Origin of the sequence: Azospirillum sp. TSH64, from assembly GCF_003116035.1 — a bacterium.
GTDB lineage: Bacteria > Pseudomonadota > Alphaproteobacteria > Azospirillales > Azospirillaceae > Azospirillum.
In genome coordinates this window covers 4436094-4450317 of record NZ_LGQW01000015.1, presented here as the reverse complement: position 1 = coordinate 4450317, position 14224 = coordinate 4436094, and the positions used below count along the sequence as shown (strand labels likewise).

The window sequence follows — 14224 nt, the reverse complement described above, 5'->3', positions numbered from 1 at the left end:
ACAGGCTCCTCACACAAGGCCGGCGGCGGTGACGATCAGGTCGATCGCCTTGATGCCGGCGAAGGGCACCACGAGGCCGCCAAGGCCATAGATCAGCAGGTTGCGGCGCAGCAGCGAGGCGGCACCGACGGCGCGGTAGCGCACGCCGCGCAGGGCCAGCGGGATCAGCGCCACGATGATCAGCGCGTTGAAGATGATCGCCGACAGGATGGCGCTCTCCGGGCTGTGAAGCCCCATCACGTTCAGCGCCTGGAGCTGCGGGTAGAAGGCGAGGAACATCGCCGGGATGATGGCGAAATACTTCGCCACGTCGTTGGCGATGGAAAAGGTGGTGAGCGCGCCGCGGGTCATCAGCAGCTGCTTGCCGATCTCGACGATCTCGATCAGCTTGGTCGGGTCGCTGTCCAGATCGACCATGTTGCCGGCCTCGCGCGCCGCCACGGTGCCGGTGTTCATCGCCACCCCGACATCGGCCTGGGCCAGCGCCGGCGCGTCGTTGGTGCCGTCGCCGCACATGGCGACCAGCTTGCCCTTCGCCTGCTCGTCGCGGATCAGCTGCAGCTTGGCCTCCGGTGTCGCCTGGGCAAGGAAGTCGTCCACCCCGGCCTCGGCGGCGATGGCGGCGGCGGTCATCGGGTTGTCGCCGGTGATCATCACCGTGCGGATGCCCATCTGGCGCAGGGCGGCGAAGCGTTCGCGGATGCCGCCCTTGACGATGTCCTTCAGGTGGATGATGCCGAGCAGCCGGCCGTCGCGCGCCACCGCCAGCGGCGTGCCGCCGGCCTTGGCCACCCGTTCCGCGATGGCGAGGATCTCGCGCTCCGCCGGGCCGGCGGCCGGGTGCAGCGCGGTGACGCCGCGGCCGCCGGCCACGGCGACGCGCTGCGCCCCGTTGACGTGGGCCAGCACCGCGTCCACCGCCCCCTTGCGGATCACCGTGCCGTCGGTGTCGATGCCGCTGATGCGGGTCTGGGCGGTGAAGGGGACGAAATAGGCGTGCATCTCCTCCATCCTGCGGGCGCGGATGCCGTAGTCCTCCTTGGCGAGCACGACAATGGACCGGCCTTCCGGCGTCTCGTCGGCCAGCGAGGCGAGTTGGGCGGCGTCGGCCAGCTCCTCCTCGCCGACGCCGGCGACCGGCAGGAACTCGGCGGCCTGACGGTTGCCCAGCGTGATGGTGCCGGTCTTGTCGAGCAGCAGCGTGTCGACGTCGCCTGCCGCCTCCACCGCGCGGCCGGACATGGCGAGCACGTTGAAGCGCACCAGACGGTCCATGCCGGCGATGCCGATGGCCGACAAGAGCGCGCCGATGGTGGTCGGGATCAGCGTGACGAACAGCGCCACCAGCACCAGCACGCCGACCGACCCGCCGGCATAGGCGGCGAAGCTGGGGATCGTCGCCACCGCGATGACGAAGACGATGGTCAGCCCGGCCAGCAGGATGTTCAGTGCGATCTCGTTGGGGGTCTTCTGGCGCTGGGCGCCCTCCACCAGCGAGATCATGCGGTCGAGGAAGGTCGAGCCGGGGGCGGCGGTGATGCGGACCTTGATCTGGTCGGACAGGACCTGCGTCCCGCCGGTGACCGCCGACCGGTCGCCGCCGCTCTCGCGGATGACGGGGGCGGATTCGCCGGTGATGGCAGCCTCGTTGACCGAGGCGACGCCCTCCACCACCTCGCCGTCGGACGGGATGATGTCGCCGGCCTCGACCAACACGAGGTCGCCGGGCTTGAGCGCAGTGGCGGGTACTGTGCGGACGGTGCCGTTCTCCAGCTTCTTGGCGCTGGTCTCGGTGCGGGTCTTGCGCAGGCTGGCGGCCTGGGCCTTGCCGCGCCCCTCGGCCACCGCCTCGGCGAAGTTGGCGAAGATCAGCGTGAACCACAGCCAGACGACGATCTGGACGGCGAAGCCGGACACTCCGGCACCGGTGACGGCATCGCGCAGGACCAGCAGGGTGGTGAGCGCGGCCACCACCTCGACGCAGAACATCACCGGGTTGCGGATCATCTGGCGCGGGGAAAGCTTGGCGATGGAGCCGCCGATGGCCGGCACCAGGATGGCGGGGTCCAGCAGGGTGCTGGCGGAGGAGCGGCCCGACCGTTTGCTTTTGGCATGCATGGGAGCGTTCCCGATCAGAAGAGGGTGCCGGCGGTCATCGCCAGATGCTCGACCACCGGGCCGAGGGCGAGAGCCGGGAAGAAAGTGAGGCCGCCGACGATCAGGATGACGCCGACCAGCAGCCCGACGAACAGCCCGTCATGGGTGGGGAAGGTGCCGGCCGAAACGGGGGCGCGGGCCTTGGACGCCAGGGAGCCGGCGATCGCCATCATCGGCACGATGACCAGGAAGCGGCCCACCAGCATGGCGATGGCCAGCGTGACGTTGTACCAGGGCGTGTTGCCGGTCAGCCCGCCGAACGCGCTGCCGTTGTTGGCGGCACCCGAGACATAGGCGTAGAGCGCTTCGGAGAAGCCGTGCGGCCCGGCATTTGCCATCGACGCGGTGCCGGTGTCGAGCACCACCGCGACGGCTGTGAAGCCCAGCATCATCAGGGGCAGGCAGAGGATGGCGAGCATGGTCATCTTGACCTCCTTCGCCTCCAGCTTCTTGCCGAGATATTCCGGCGTGCGGCCGACCATCAGGCCGGCGACGAACAGCGCCACGATGGCGAACAGCAGCATGCCGTAGAGGCCGGCGCCGACGCCGCCGACGATGATCTCGCCCAGCATCATGTTGATCATCGGCACCATGCCGCCCAGCGGCATAAAGCTGTCATGCATGGCGTTGACCGCACCGCAGGAGGCGGCGGTTGTGACGGTGGCGAACAGCGCTGTCGCGGCGATGCCGAAGCGGGTCTCCTTACCCTCCATGTTGCCGGCGCTGCCGTCGATCCCGAAGGCGGCGAAGGCCGGGTTGCCCTGGGCCTCGGCCCAATAGGCGACGCAGACGCCGGCGGCGAACAGCAGCCCCATGGCGGCGAGGATGGCCCAGCCCTGGCGCTCGTCGCCGACCATGCGGCCGAACAGGTTGGTCAGCCCGGCGCCCAGCGCGAAGATGCACAGCATCTCGACCAGATTGGTCAGGGCGTTGGGATTCTCGAAGGGATGGGCGGAGTTTGCGTTGAAGAAGCCGCCGCCGTTGGTCCCCAGCATCTTGATCGCCTCCTGCGAGGCGACGGGGCCGAGCGAGATGGTCTGCTTCGCACCCTCCAGCGTGGTGGCATCGACGGCGCCCGCCAGCGTTTGCGGCACGCCCTGCCAGACCAGGAACAGCGCGCAGACGACGCACAGCGGCAGCAGGACATAGAGGGTGGCGCGGGTCAGATCGACCCAGAAATTGCCCACCGTGCGGGCCGAGGTGCGGGCGAAGCCTCGAACCAGAGCCACCGCCAGCGCGATGCCGGTGGCGGCCGAGACGTAGTTGTGGAAGGTCAGCCCGGCCATCTGTACCAGATGGCCCATGGTGGTCTCGCCGCCGTAATTCTGCCAGTTGGTGTTGGTGGTGAAACTGGCCGCGGTGTTGAAGGCGAGGTCGGCCGGCACCGCCGCCATGTCTTGCGGATTCAGCGGCAGGACCGGCTGGAGGCGTTGCAGGGCATAGAGCAGAACCATGCCGGCGGCGCTGAACAGCAGCATCGACACGGCGTAGGTTACCCAATGCTGCTCGGTGCGTTCATCGACGCCGGCCAGACGGTAGAGGCCGCGCTCGACGGGGCCGAGGATGGGGGAGAGCAGCGTGCGCTCGCCGGTGAAGACGCGCGTCATGAAGCCGCCCAGGGGCCGCGTCATCGCGACGACCAGGGCGAGGAAGACCAGGATCTGGATCCAGCCGTTGACGGTCATGGGATGGATCTCCTCAGAACCGTTCGGGGCGGATCAGGGCATAGACCAGATAGACCAGCAGTCCGGCGGTCACGAGGCCGGCCAGGGCATAATCGAGGGACATGGCGCCGCTCCCCTCACAGCCGGTCGCAGGCATGGACATAGGCGACCGCCGCGGCGAAAAAGCCGACGGTGAGCGCAAGAAACAGCAGGTCGAGCATCGTTTGGGTCTCCGGAATTGCGTCCCCCACGCCGTCATGGTGGCGGGGGAGGTCCGACCCTGTGAGGGTGCGCCGGAGCCGCGTATAGATTCGATGGGGGACGGCAGGGCCGGAAAATATAGGGTTCATATATACGGCGGGCCGTCCGGGCATCCGCGCGATCGTCTCAGCCGGTCAGGCCCCGATCCACAAGGCCAGCATTTGCAGCGCGAATGCGATCAGCAGGAAGGCGGCGATGGTGATCGCCGCCTCGCCCAGCACCGCGTGCGGGGAGGGGAAAGCTCCATCCGACGTGTCGTCCGATGCCCGCAGGTCGCAGTCCTCCATGCGCGCCGGGGCAGGCATGGTCCGGTCGAGCAGCCCGAGAGGCGATTTTCCTTGCATGACAGCCTCACAGTTTACGGGCGGCCAATGGCCGCTATCCCACTGAGAAGAGGGCTGCGGGGCATATAAATGCGATGGGGCGCGTGATGCCTGAGAAATATACGGCCGCTATACGCGCCCCCGGTCCGGGCTGTCGGCTGTGCAGTAACGGTCAGGTGGGGCGATGCCCGTTCGGATCGGAGGTCGCCCCGGCTCCGTCATCAGCGTCCCGACGCAGCCCGTGCCAGGCCGGCATAGTGGCGCACGTCGAAGGCGATGAACTCCACCTCGGCGTCGGTCACGTCGCGCAGATGCCTGGCCGGGCTTCCGGCCCAAAGCTGGCGAGCGGGGACGCGCTTGCGCGGGGTCAGCACAGCACCGGCCGCCAGCATGGCGCCGCTTTCCACGACCGCGCCGTCCAGCACGATTGCGCCGATGCCGACCAGACAGCCGTCCTCCAGCGTACAGCCATGCATCCGCACGCCATGGCCGATCACCACGTCGGCACCGATGATGGTCGGATACTCGTTCAGCATGACATGGATGATGGTGCCGTCCTGGATGTTGGTGCGCGGCCCCACCGTGATGCTGTGGTCGTCGCCGCGAAGGACGCAGCCGTACCAGACGCTGGCCTCCGCCCCGATGGTGACGTCGCCGACCACCACCGCGCCGGGAGCGATGTAGGCGTCGGCCGCGATGCGCGGCCATACTCCCTTGACGGGCCGGATGATGGCGCCGGGGTGTCGGGCGAGCAGGGCGTCTCCGGTTTCAAAAGCCCCGGTTTCGGAGGTCGTTTCGGTTGCGCTCTCGGTGGTCATTGGTTCTTGTCCTTTTTGGCCCTGCAGGGTCTTGGTTCCGGTCGGGAAGCAGCCGGTCGATGTCGGCCCGAGTGTAGCCCAGTCCGGCCGGCAGCGTCGCGCTCTGCGCGGTTCCAGCCTCCGACCGCCGGCTGCCCGTCTTTCTCCCGCGGAACGAGGAGAATCTTGCAAATGAGAATCAGTATCATTATCAAGGTTGGAGCTGCGTGAACCGTGTCGGGGGCGTCGGCGCTTTGGCAGGCACAATGGCAGGGGGAGCATCGCGATGAAGACTGCCGGGCAGTCCGGACGGGTTGAGGGACGGGCTGCGCCGCCGCGCCTGCGCATTGCCGCACGGGTGACCGCGGCGGTGTTCGGCGCCTATGGTTTCGCTTGGGGCCTCGCCGCCTTCGGGGCGGAGTTGGGGGCGCTGGCGGGCATGGCCCCGGCGGAGGCGGTTACCGCCTCCAGCCTGCTGGCGCTGGTGGTGCTGCCGGCGGCGTCGCTGTGGGCCTTTGCGGTCCCGCGGATCACGGTCGGCTGGGCGGTGCTGGGCGGCGGCGGGGTGCTGCTGATCGCGGCCTCGCAGTTTGCCGGGAAGTTCGCCGGGATAGTGGGGCCATGACGGCGAAGACGCGCAAGCTTATCAGCTCGGCGCTGCGCGCCGCCATGCTGTGGCCGCACACCTGGGCGGGGGTGACACTCGGCGGGTTGCTGATGCTGATCTTCTTCATGGGATCGCTGGCGGTGTTCGCCTCCGAGATCGACCGCTGGATGATGCCCGCCACCCGTGTCGGCACGGTGGAGACCGTGCCGGTCTCGCTCGACCATGCGGTGCTGCCGGCGGTGGAGAAGCTCGCCGCCGGGCGGACGGTGCGCGACTGGTATGTGCAGTTGCCGGACGAACGGCGGCCGGTGATGGCGCTTCAGCTTCGGACCGAGACCGGCAATGCCGGCGGCATGGCGACCGGCGACGGCCAGCTGCTGCCGCCGGTCGGGACGCTGGGAGCCACCTATTTCTTCTATCCACTGCATTACAGCCTGCATCTGCGGGCGGGCTTCATCGGCTATTGGATCGTCTGCTTCGCCTCGGTGGCGATGCTGGCCGGGCTGATTTCCGGTGTCATCATCCATGCGCGGATCTTCAAGGATTTCTTCACCTTCCGCAGCTGGGGGCAGGTCCGCCGCTCCCTGCTCGACCTGCACAATCTGGCGGGCGTGCTGGTCCTGCCCTTCCATCTGATGATCACGATCACCGGGATCGTCATCGTCCTGCCCATCGTGCTGCCGGCCGGCGTCCAGGCGCTGTATGGCGGCGATGTGCGGCGCTTCTACGACGACGCGCTGGGCAACTACAGCCGTCCGCGCAGCGGCATCGCTGCCCCGCTGGCGCCGCTCGATCCGATGGTGGCGGAGGCCCGCCGGCTGTGGGGCGGGGGCGAGCCGGCCGTGGTGTTCGTCTACAATGCCGGCGATGCCGCGTCGGTCGTCCGCATCAACCGCGCTCTGCGGGACCGCATCAGCCTCGATGTCCAGCCGGTCTTCTTCGACGGCGTTACCGGGCAGGTGCTGAAATACCAGCGGCCGGGGCCGGTGGTGGCAACCCACCGCGTCCTGTCGGGGCTGCATTTCGCCGCCTTCGACCATTGGCCGCTGCGCTGGCTGTATTTCCTGTTCGGGCTGTCCGGCTGCGTGCTGATCGGCACCGGCATGCTGTACTGGATGGAGAAGCGGCGGGTCGCCCATGGCGTGAAGCCCGGCGCCGGCTGGCGCAGCGTCGCCGCCATCGCCTGTGGCAGCACCTCCGGCCTGCTGATCGCCACGCTGGCGATGATGGCGGCCAACCGGCTGCTGCCGGCCGGCATCCCGTCGCGGGAGCTTGTGGAGGTCGGCCTCTTCTTCGTGATCTGGATCGGGAGCGCCGTCCATGCTGCCGTCAGCACCCGGACGGACCCGCCCTGGAGCGAACAATGCACCGCGGTCGCCTTGCTGGCCGCAGCCTGCGTGGTGCTGAACTGGATCACGACGGGGGAACATCCCATCCGCGCCGTGGCCGCCGCCGATTGGGCGGTGCTGGGCGTCGATGCGGTGTTGGCTCTGACCGCCGCCGCCGCTTGGCGGGTGTCGCGTCGGCTGGCCCGGCGGCGCGATCCCGAACTCTCAACCCTGGCGGAGGTGACCGACCATGCCTGATGCCCTGATGCTGCCCGGCCTCTTCGGGCTCTGCTATTTCGCCTTCGCCGCCCTTGCCCTGTCGGTGGAGCGGCATTGGCGCGACCTCGTCGAGTCCAGGCGGGGGCCGCCGCGCCGCACGGTATTCCGGCTGCGGCTGGCGGCGTTGCTGTGCCTGGCGGCGGCGCTGTCGGTCGCGGTGCGCCATGATGGAACAGGCTTCGGCCTCCTGCTCTGGGTGCTGGCCTTGAGCGCGGCAGCGCTGGCGGTTGCGGCGACCGTCACCTGGAAGACGCGATCCGCCCGCGGCCGCGCGTCTTAACGGCGGGGGGGTGGCCTCACATCCGCATCATGCGGAAAATGGCGATGAACATCACGACCACGCCCACTTCGGCGGCGGTGGCGAGCCAGACCGGGTGAAAGACGATGCCGAACGGCATGATCAGCAGCAGGATCAGCGACGGAAACACGATGTAGGGCGACTCGAACCGGCGGAACTTCGTTTCCGCCGCGGCGCCGTCCTCTTCGAGCAGGGACGGCTGCGCCAGTTGCATTGACATCGGATCGGACCTTTATCTCAGGTTTTGGTTGAAGCCGATCCTAGGCAGCGCCATCCATCGCAAAAAGCGAAATAAACCGATGGTTTGTATCGGTTTTATCAAAGTGAATTGCGGGCGCCGGCCGGTTCGCCCAGGATGGCCTTCAACCCGGTGAGGGCCGGGTCGATGATGGTGTCGTCGGCGTCGGTCGGGTAGGCGGCGTAGATGGGAAGGCTGAGCGGCCGGGCTTCCGGCAGGATTTCCCCCTTGCCGGCATCGATCAGCGGCTGGACGAGCTGCCGGGGGAAATGCCCGGTGCCGCCGCACTGTTTGACATAGTCGAGCCCGAGCGTGCCGACGCCGATCGACACCGGCGCGGCCTGCACGTCCGGGCGATGCAGCCGCACATTGCGGCGGAAATCGTCGCCCCAGTCGATGTGGACATAGGGCTCCTCCAGGTAATCCTCGACCGCCGGCATGCGGAAAAGGACCAGTTCCTCCTCCAGCAGCAGGCGGATTGACAGGCCCGGCAGGGCGCGCGGCGAATAGAGGACGGCGACGTCCAGCGTGCCGTCCTGAAGCCCTTGCAGCAGTCCGTTCGGCAGGCCGACGTCGCAGCGCAGGGCGATGTCGTTGGCGTTGCGCCGCATCCAGGGAATCCAGCGGTAGAGCAGGCGGTTCCACAGGCCGGCTTCGCTGCCGATGCGCAGCAGCGCCTTGTGGCCGGCGGGCAGGGTGGCCTCCTGCCGGGCCTGCTCCCACAGGCGGAGGATGGCCGCGGCATGTCTCTGGAAACGCAGGCCGGCGCTGGTCAGCGTGGCGCCGGTCTTGTTGCGCACGAACAGCCGGCAGCCAAGCTGCTGCTCCAACTGCTGGATGCGCGTGCTGACGGTCGACTGGGTCACATGGAGCCGGTCGGCTGCCGCCATGAAGCTGCCCGCCGCCGTGACCTCCAGAAATGTCCGGGCCATTTCCGTATCCATGATACCTCGCTCGAAACCCCGCCTCCACGGACGGGGAGCAAGACCTACGCCATCGGCGGCTTGATCGCGACCGACCGGTGTGAGACGATTCGTCACATCCACTGGATGCAGCCGCGACCGGCGGTTCCCCTAATGCGGCAGGATCGTATCGGAAAAACCGATGACAACCATCGGGTAAATTCGCTTCCTGGCCTCAATGGCCGCCTTTAGCTTCCGCTTGCTCGCCGGAAGGAAGCCCGACCAATTTTCTCGGTTGGCCGGAGACAACGTTGAGAAATGGGAGTTCCGCTGTGTCCGTCATGCGCAAAATTCTGTTGGCCTCCGTCATTCTGATTTCCGGTGGAACCGCCGCCGCGCAGGCCGCGGACGGCGATGCCGCGGCGGGCAAGACGGTGTTCAACACCTGCAAGGCCTGCCACACCATCGAGGCCGGCGGCCCCAACCGCGTCGGCCCGAACCTGCATGGCATCGTCGGCCGCAAGGCGGGCAGCGTCGATGGATTCAGCTATTCCGCGGCGGTGAAGGATGCCGGCTATGACTGGGACGAGCAGAAGCTCGACACCTATCTGAAGGATCCAAAGGCGGCGCTTCCCGGCAACAAGATGGCCTTCGCCGGCGTCAAGGACGATGCCAAGCGCGCGGACCTGATCGCCTATCTGAAGAGTGAGTCCAAGTAACCTCTGAACTGGCGGAAGCATCGTCCTGTCTGTTGCCACAGCTCCGCCGATGCGGGGCTGTGGCTATTTCAGGATGGGCGTGCCAGCAGCCCTTCCGCCAGGGCGCGGAACGCATCGACCGCCTTGGCGAGGACCTCCTGAGGATCGGGGCTGGCCGCCACCCAGAGCGCGGCGTTCAATGCCGCCCCATTCAAAAGCCGGGCGGCCGCTTCGGGGTCGATGGGCCTGACGATTCCCTGCGCGATCAGCCGTTCCACCGTTTGCCGCGTCATTTGAAGGCAACCGTTCTGGCTCGGCCATTGCGAGGGATCGCCCAGGAATGCCGGTCCGTCGAGCAGGACGATGCGTTGGACCTCGGGCTCCAGCGCCATCTCGATATAGGCCACACCTTCCGCCAGCAATCCGTCCCAGTCGCTACCGGCCCTGGCAGCGATGGCATGCGCGCGCTGTGCCATCTCCGTGTCGAGCTGGTCGACCACGGCCTGGAGAAGCCCGCGCTTGTCGCCGAAATTGTGATAGAGGGCGCCGCGCGTCAGCCCGGCCTCCGCCGTCAGCTCATCCATCGATGCGGCGGCGAATCCCTGTTCGGCGAAAGCCTTGCGCGCGGACGCGATCAGCTTGGCGCGGGTTTCCTCCATCATCTCGGATCGCTTTTTGGCGGCCATTGCCTTCTCCAGAAACTTCTGCATACGTTGCGTATGTGAATTGACATACGCAACGTATGTGTGTTGTGGTTCGCATACGCGGCGTATATCAACTTGCAGCCGCGCTGTGAAGCCCGATGCCGGCCATTCCGGCAGTCAAGGAGGACCACCACCATGGCCAAACGCGACGCGATCACTCCGGCCAACCGGCACGCGCTCTATGAAAAGCACCGCTATTCGGCGGCGATACGTTCTGGCGATCTCCTGTTCGTATCGGGGCAGGTCGGCAGCCGCGCGGACGGATCGCCGGAACCCGACTTCGAGCGGCAGGTGCGGTTGGCCTTCGACAATCTCGCAAACGTGTTGAAGGCAGCCGGCTGCACCTTCGACGATGTCGTCGACGTCACCACCTTCCACACCGATCCGGCCAACCAGTTCGATGCCATCATGACGGTGCGCGAGACGGTGATCGGCGATGCGCCCTATCCCAACTGGACCGCGGTCGGGGTGAACTGGCTGGCGGGATTCGATTTTGAAATCAAGGTCATCGCCCGTATTCCCGAGCAGGGATGATGCTTTTCGGCTTTCCGCCTGCCGCTGTGGTCCCGCTCACAGCGGCGGGCGGATGACCTGCGGCAGGATGGGTCCATGCCGTCCCTGGCCCTGTTGCCCTGGTCCTGTTCCGCGGAGGAAAACCCCGATGCGCAGCCTTGCCGCCGTTGCCTTTTGCCTGCCCGTTCTCGTCACGATGACGACCATTGTCCGGCCGGCCGCGGCGTTCGAGGTGCAGTCCGGTGGCGTGCCGCTTTCGGCTGCGGCCGTTTCCCTGCTGGGGAACCGGATCGGCAACGTGCCGCCCAATGCGGCCGGTCCCAGCGGTGCTTTTCCGCCCTGGATGGGGAACGGCCGGACGAATGGCCCGGCCCTGGCCAACGGAGCGATGGGCGGCGGATTGCAGTTGCCGCGGCGGGCCGGCGGTGTCGCAACTGCGGACCGGGCGGTGATGAACGAGCAACTGTTTGGGATCAAGCGCTGAAAAGGTCGCCTGTCTGTCTTCCCTGCGCCGTCCTCCCCCGCAATGGTGGGGATGGGGACGGCGATTGTCCGCCAATTCGGAAGGGTGTGGCGCAGGAGCGGGTTGTTTTTCAACGGGATGGGATTACCCAAGAATTCGGGGGAACCCTGCTTCGCGGTCGAAGACTAAGATCGATGTCATTGGACAAAGGGCAATGAAGAAAACAGGGGGAAATCATGCTGCGGACTGCCGTTATCGCAGTCGGCGCCCTGCTGCTTCTGCCGCTGTTTCTGGCTGGGCAGGGAATGGCCGACCGGGCGAAAGCGCCTGACGACGCGCGTGCCTACATCCTGTGGCCTCCCAACGGGACGGTCATCACTGGCGGAAAATTCTGGGTGCGCATGGGGCTCCAGAACATGGGGATCGCACCGGCGGGCATCAGCCACGCCGACACCGGGCACCATCACCTGCTGATCGACACCGATCTGACGAACCCGGACGAGCCGATCCCCAATGACAAGCAGCACCTGCATTTCGGCGCCGGCCAGACCGAAGCGCGTCTGGAGCTTCCGCCCGGAACCCACACGCTGCAGATGGTCCTGGGCGATGCCGACCATATTCCGCACAACCCGCCGGTGATGTCGGAAAAGGTGACCATCACCGTCCGCTGACCGGAGCCGTTGGCTTCGTCCCTGCCAGGGAGGGCAGCATGACAACGAATTCGTGCGCGCTTACGACCGTTCGCCGCCTGCAACCGGTACTGGGCGCCGTATCCTGCGCGGCGCTTTGGGCAGTGCTGTCGCTCGCGCCGCTGACGGTCGCGGCGACGCCCGCGGCTGCGGCGGATGCGTCCGCCCAACAGAAGGCCGATCAGAAGGACAGCCAGAAGGCCGGGCAGAGCGACGCTGCGGCCGGGCAGCGGACGCCCGGCCGAAAGGACGCATGGCTCTACATCGGCTGGCCCAACAACGGGCAGGTGGTGGGGACGCGCTTCAAGGTGTGGTTCGGGCTGCGCAACTTCGGCGTCGCGCCGGCCGGCGTGCGCAAGGACGGCACCGGGCACCATCATCTGCTGATCGACACCGACCTCAAGACTTTCAACGAGCCGATCCCCAGCGACAAGCAGCACCTGCATTTCGGCAAGGGCCAGACCGAAACGATCCTGGAACTGCCGCCCGGCCGCCACACGCTGCAACTGGTCCTGGCCGATGCCGACCATGTGCCGCACGACCCGCCGATCATGTCGAAGAAGATCACCATCACGGTCCGCGCCGACCGCAGCCCGCAACTGTCGGCGCGGTGACCGGTCCTCAGCCGGCCTGACGGCGCAGGCAGCAAGCCGGACCACAAACCCACAGGAGACAGCGCCGATGAGCATGGTCCGGTTCCTTGGTTCCGCCGTGGTATCCGTCGGCCTGACGCTGGCGCTGGGCGGCTGTTTCACCTCCGGCGAGATGGCTCGCGTGGTGCAGCAGCCGAAGACCCCGGCCGTCCGCACCATCAGCAGCTTCAGCGAGGCGCTGCGCTGCATGGACACGCTGCTGTGGACCCATGGCAAGCGTGATATCTACATCACCGCCAACGGCCTGCCCGACGCCACCGGCCGGGTCGCCGGCGGCACGAAGGAGATGCTGATCACCGCCGTCTCGCGGATGTCGGAGACCTCCAACGCCTTTCGTTTCGTGGATTTCGAGCCGGCGCTGGACGATGTCAACGCGCTGTACTGGATGATCGGGGTGCAGCCGAACTTCCGTGCGCCGTCCTACTACATCCGCGGCGCCATCACCCAGTTGGACGACAATGTGGTCAGCGAGGCGGCGGGGGCCGGTTTGTCGCTGCCCAAGCTGGACATCGGCGTGTCCGCCGATCAGGTGGTGTCGATGGTCTCGGTCGACCTCAATGTCGGGGAACTGGTGACGCGCCAGATCATCCCCGGCATGTCGGCGTCCAACACGCTGGCGGTGGTATCTTCGGGGCGTGGGGCCGACACCGGCGGGGTGATCGGCAAGGCCGGCCTGTCTTTCAACATCTCGCTCAACCGGTCGGAAGGGCTGCACCAGGGGGTGCGCACGCTGGTCGAACTCAGCACCATCGAGGTGCTCGGCAAGCTGACCCGCGTGCCTTATTGGCAATGCCTGGGCATCGATCAGACCAACCCCGCCTTCATGGCGGAGGCGCGCGGATGGTTCGACGGCATGGCCCCGTCGGAGCGCGTGACCTTCACCCAGCGCGCGCTGTCGGCACAGGGCTATTACGACGGGCCGGTCAACGGGCAGCTCGACCAGCGGACAGCCGAGGCGGTCGGCCGTTTCCAGGCGGACAGCGACCTGATCGCCACCGGCCGCATCGATTTCGACCTCTACCAGCGCCTGCTCGCCAAGCCGCCCGGCCAAGGCAGCCAGGGCGGCGGGGCGCCGCCGGCTAGGCTGCAGAGCGTCAGCAATGCCGGGGGCGAAGGGTTGCCCCGCGCCCAGCCGTCGCCGTCCCGGCTCGACCTGCTGCTGTCGTCGGACCGCGGGCCGGCACCGCGCTACCGCGCCGGCGAAGCCTTGGTGGTGCGGATGCAGCCGACGGCGGACGGCTTCGTCTATTGCTACTACCGCGATGCCGCCGGCACGGTGTCCCGCATCTTCCCCAACCGCTTCCAGCCCGACGCCTTCGTCGAGGCCAGCCGGCAGGTGGAAATTCCGCCCGGTGTGCAGAAGCCCTTCAATTTGCGCATGGACCGGCCCAATGCCGAGGAGACGGTCGCCTGCGTCCTGTCGCACGACGAGATCGGCGTGCGGATCCCCGAGGCGTTCAAGAGCGAGGATCTGCAGCCCATACCCGGCGCCGCCCTGGATGACGTGATCAATGCCTTCGCGACCGCCAAGGGCAGCGATGCCCGCGCCAAGCGGCTGACGGTGAAGGTGCTGCCCGGCACGCTGGCACAGGGGGAGTAACCTCGGGCGAACCGCCGCAATCGGGAGCCGACTGTTGGCCGGCTCACAGC

At 67.4% G+C, this 14224-nt stretch carries 17 protein-coding genes; 9 read left to right on the top strand and 8 right to left on the bottom strand.

Annotation, left to right across the window (positions count from 1 at the left end):
- Window positions 1-9: 9 nt before the first annotated feature.
- The 5 genes from kdpB to TSH64_RS21520 form a co-directional block, all read right to left on the bottom strand.
- Complete coding sequence (gene kdpB / locus TSH64_RS21540) at window positions 10-2118, bottom strand: potassium-transporting ATPase subunit KdpB (protein WP_109448112.1); 2109 nt, start codon at window positions 2116-2118, stop codon at window positions 10-12.
- A 14-nt stretch (window positions 2119-2132) separates the two neighbouring features.
- The gene (kdpA, locus tag TSH64_RS21535) at window positions 2133-3842 is read right to left on the bottom strand and encodes a potassium-transporting ATPase subunit KdpA (RefSeq protein WP_109448110.1); all 1710 of its coding nucleotides are present in this window, start codon (window positions 3840-3842) and stop codon (window positions 2133-2135) included.
- A 13-nt stretch (window positions 3843-3855) separates the two neighbouring features.
- Window positions 3856-3945 (bottom strand): K(+)-transporting ATPase subunit F, encoded by a 90-nt coding sequence (locus TSH64_RS21530; protein WP_109448108.1) that lies wholly within the window; start codon window positions 3943-3945, stop codon window positions 3856-3858.
- 271 nt (window positions 3946-4216) lie between these two features.
- A complete protein-coding gene (locus TSH64_RS21525) occupies window positions 4217-4426 on the bottom strand; it encodes a hypothetical protein (protein ID WP_109448106.1) in 210 nt (69 codons plus the stop codon).
- A 200-nt stretch (window positions 4427-4626) separates the two neighbouring features.
- Complete coding sequence (locus tag TSH64_RS21520; protein ID WP_109448104.1) at window positions 4627-5223, bottom strand: gamma carbonic anhydrase family protein; 597 nt, start codon at window positions 5221-5223, stop codon at window positions 4627-4629.
- A 265-nt stretch (window positions 5224-5488) separates the two neighbouring features.
- Between TSH64_RS21520 and TSH64_RS21515 the strand changes: the two genes are divergently transcribed.
- From TSH64_RS21515 to TSH64_RS21505, 3 genes are read left to right on the top strand one after another with little or no spacing between them, the layout of a single operon-like run.
- The gene (locus TSH64_RS21515; protein ID WP_109448102.1) at window positions 5489-5827 is read left to right on the top strand and encodes an iron uptake protein; all 339 of its coding nucleotides are present in this window, start codon (window positions 5489-5491) and stop codon (window positions 5825-5827) included.
- Complete coding sequence (locus TSH64_RS21510) at window positions 5824-7395, top strand: PepSY-associated TM helix domain-containing protein (RefSeq protein WP_109448100.1); 1572 nt, start codon at window positions 5824-5826, stop codon at window positions 7393-7395. The genes TSH64_RS21515 and TSH64_RS21510 overlap by 4 nt, the downstream gene beginning before the upstream one ends.
- Window positions 7388-7696 (top strand): DUF3325 family protein, encoded by a 309-nt coding sequence (locus TSH64_RS21505; protein WP_109448098.1) that lies wholly within the window; start codon window positions 7388-7390, stop codon window positions 7694-7696. Before TSH64_RS21510 ends, TSH64_RS21505 begins: the two co-directional genes overlap by 8 nt.
- Before the next feature lie 16 nt (window positions 7697-7712).
- Here the strand turns inward: TSH64_RS21505 and TSH64_RS21500 are convergent, their stop codons facing one another.
- Together TSH64_RS21500 and TSH64_RS21495 are read right to left on the bottom strand one after the other, a co-directional pair.
- On the bottom strand, window positions 7713-7934 hold the full coding sequence (locus TSH64_RS21500; RefSeq protein ID WP_146208056.1) for a hypothetical protein: 222 nt from the start codon (window positions 7932-7934) through the stop codon (window positions 7713-7715).
- A 98-nt stretch (window positions 7935-8032) separates the two neighbouring features.
- Window positions 8033-8884 (bottom strand): LysR family transcriptional regulator, encoded by an 852-nt coding sequence (locus TSH64_RS21495; RefSeq protein WP_158285404.1) that lies wholly within the window; start codon window positions 8882-8884, stop codon window positions 8033-8035.
- Between the two features lie 311 nt (window positions 8885-9195).
- Here TSH64_RS21495 and TSH64_RS21490 point away from each other — a divergent pair, with 311 nt between their 5' ends.
- Window positions 9196-9573, top strand: a complete 378-nt coding sequence (locus TSH64_RS21490) for a cytochrome c family protein (RefSeq protein ID WP_109448092.1) — start codon at window positions 9196-9198, stop codon at window positions 9571-9573.
- Window positions 9574-9641: 68 nt separating this feature from the next.
- Here TSH64_RS21490 and TSH64_RS21485 read toward each other — a convergent pair whose 3' ends face one another.
- Complete coding sequence (locus tag TSH64_RS21485; protein ID WP_199237626.1) at window positions 9642-10238, bottom strand: TetR/AcrR family transcriptional regulator; 597 nt, start codon at window positions 10236-10238, stop codon at window positions 9642-9644.
- A 153-nt stretch (window positions 10239-10391) separates the two neighbouring features.
- Between TSH64_RS21485 and TSH64_RS21480 the strand changes: the two genes are divergently transcribed.
- The 5 genes from TSH64_RS21480 to TSH64_RS21460 all read left to right on the top strand — a co-directional run bounded on the left by TSH64_RS21480 (window position 10392) and on the right by TSH64_RS21460 (window position 14174).
- Complete coding sequence (locus TSH64_RS21480; protein ID WP_109448088.1) at window positions 10392-10790, top strand: RidA family protein; 399 nt, start codon at window positions 10392-10394, stop codon at window positions 10788-10790.
- A gap of 127 nt (window positions 10791-10917) precedes the next feature.
- A complete protein-coding gene (locus tag TSH64_RS21475; protein WP_109448086.1) occupies window positions 10918-11253 on the top strand; it encodes a hypothetical protein in 336 nt (111 codons plus the stop codon).
- A 215-nt stretch (window positions 11254-11468) separates the two neighbouring features.
- Complete coding sequence (locus TSH64_RS21470; protein WP_109448084.1) at window positions 11469-11903, top strand: DUF4399 domain-containing protein; 435 nt, start codon at window positions 11469-11471, stop codon at window positions 11901-11903.
- A gap of 38 nt (window positions 11904-11941) precedes the next feature.
- Window positions 11942-12535, top strand: a complete 594-nt coding sequence (locus TSH64_RS21465; RefSeq protein WP_109448082.1) for a DUF4399 domain-containing protein — start codon at window positions 11942-11944, stop codon at window positions 12533-12535.
- Window positions 12536-12602: 67 nt separating this feature from the next.
- Window positions 12603-14174 carry a DUF4384 domain-containing protein gene (locus tag TSH64_RS21460; RefSeq protein WP_109448080.1) on the top strand — a complete coding sequence of 524 codons (1572 nt, stop codon included), beginning with the start codon at window positions 12603-12605 and terminating at the stop codon, window positions 14172-14174.
- Window positions 14175-14224: the final 50 nt, after the last annotated feature.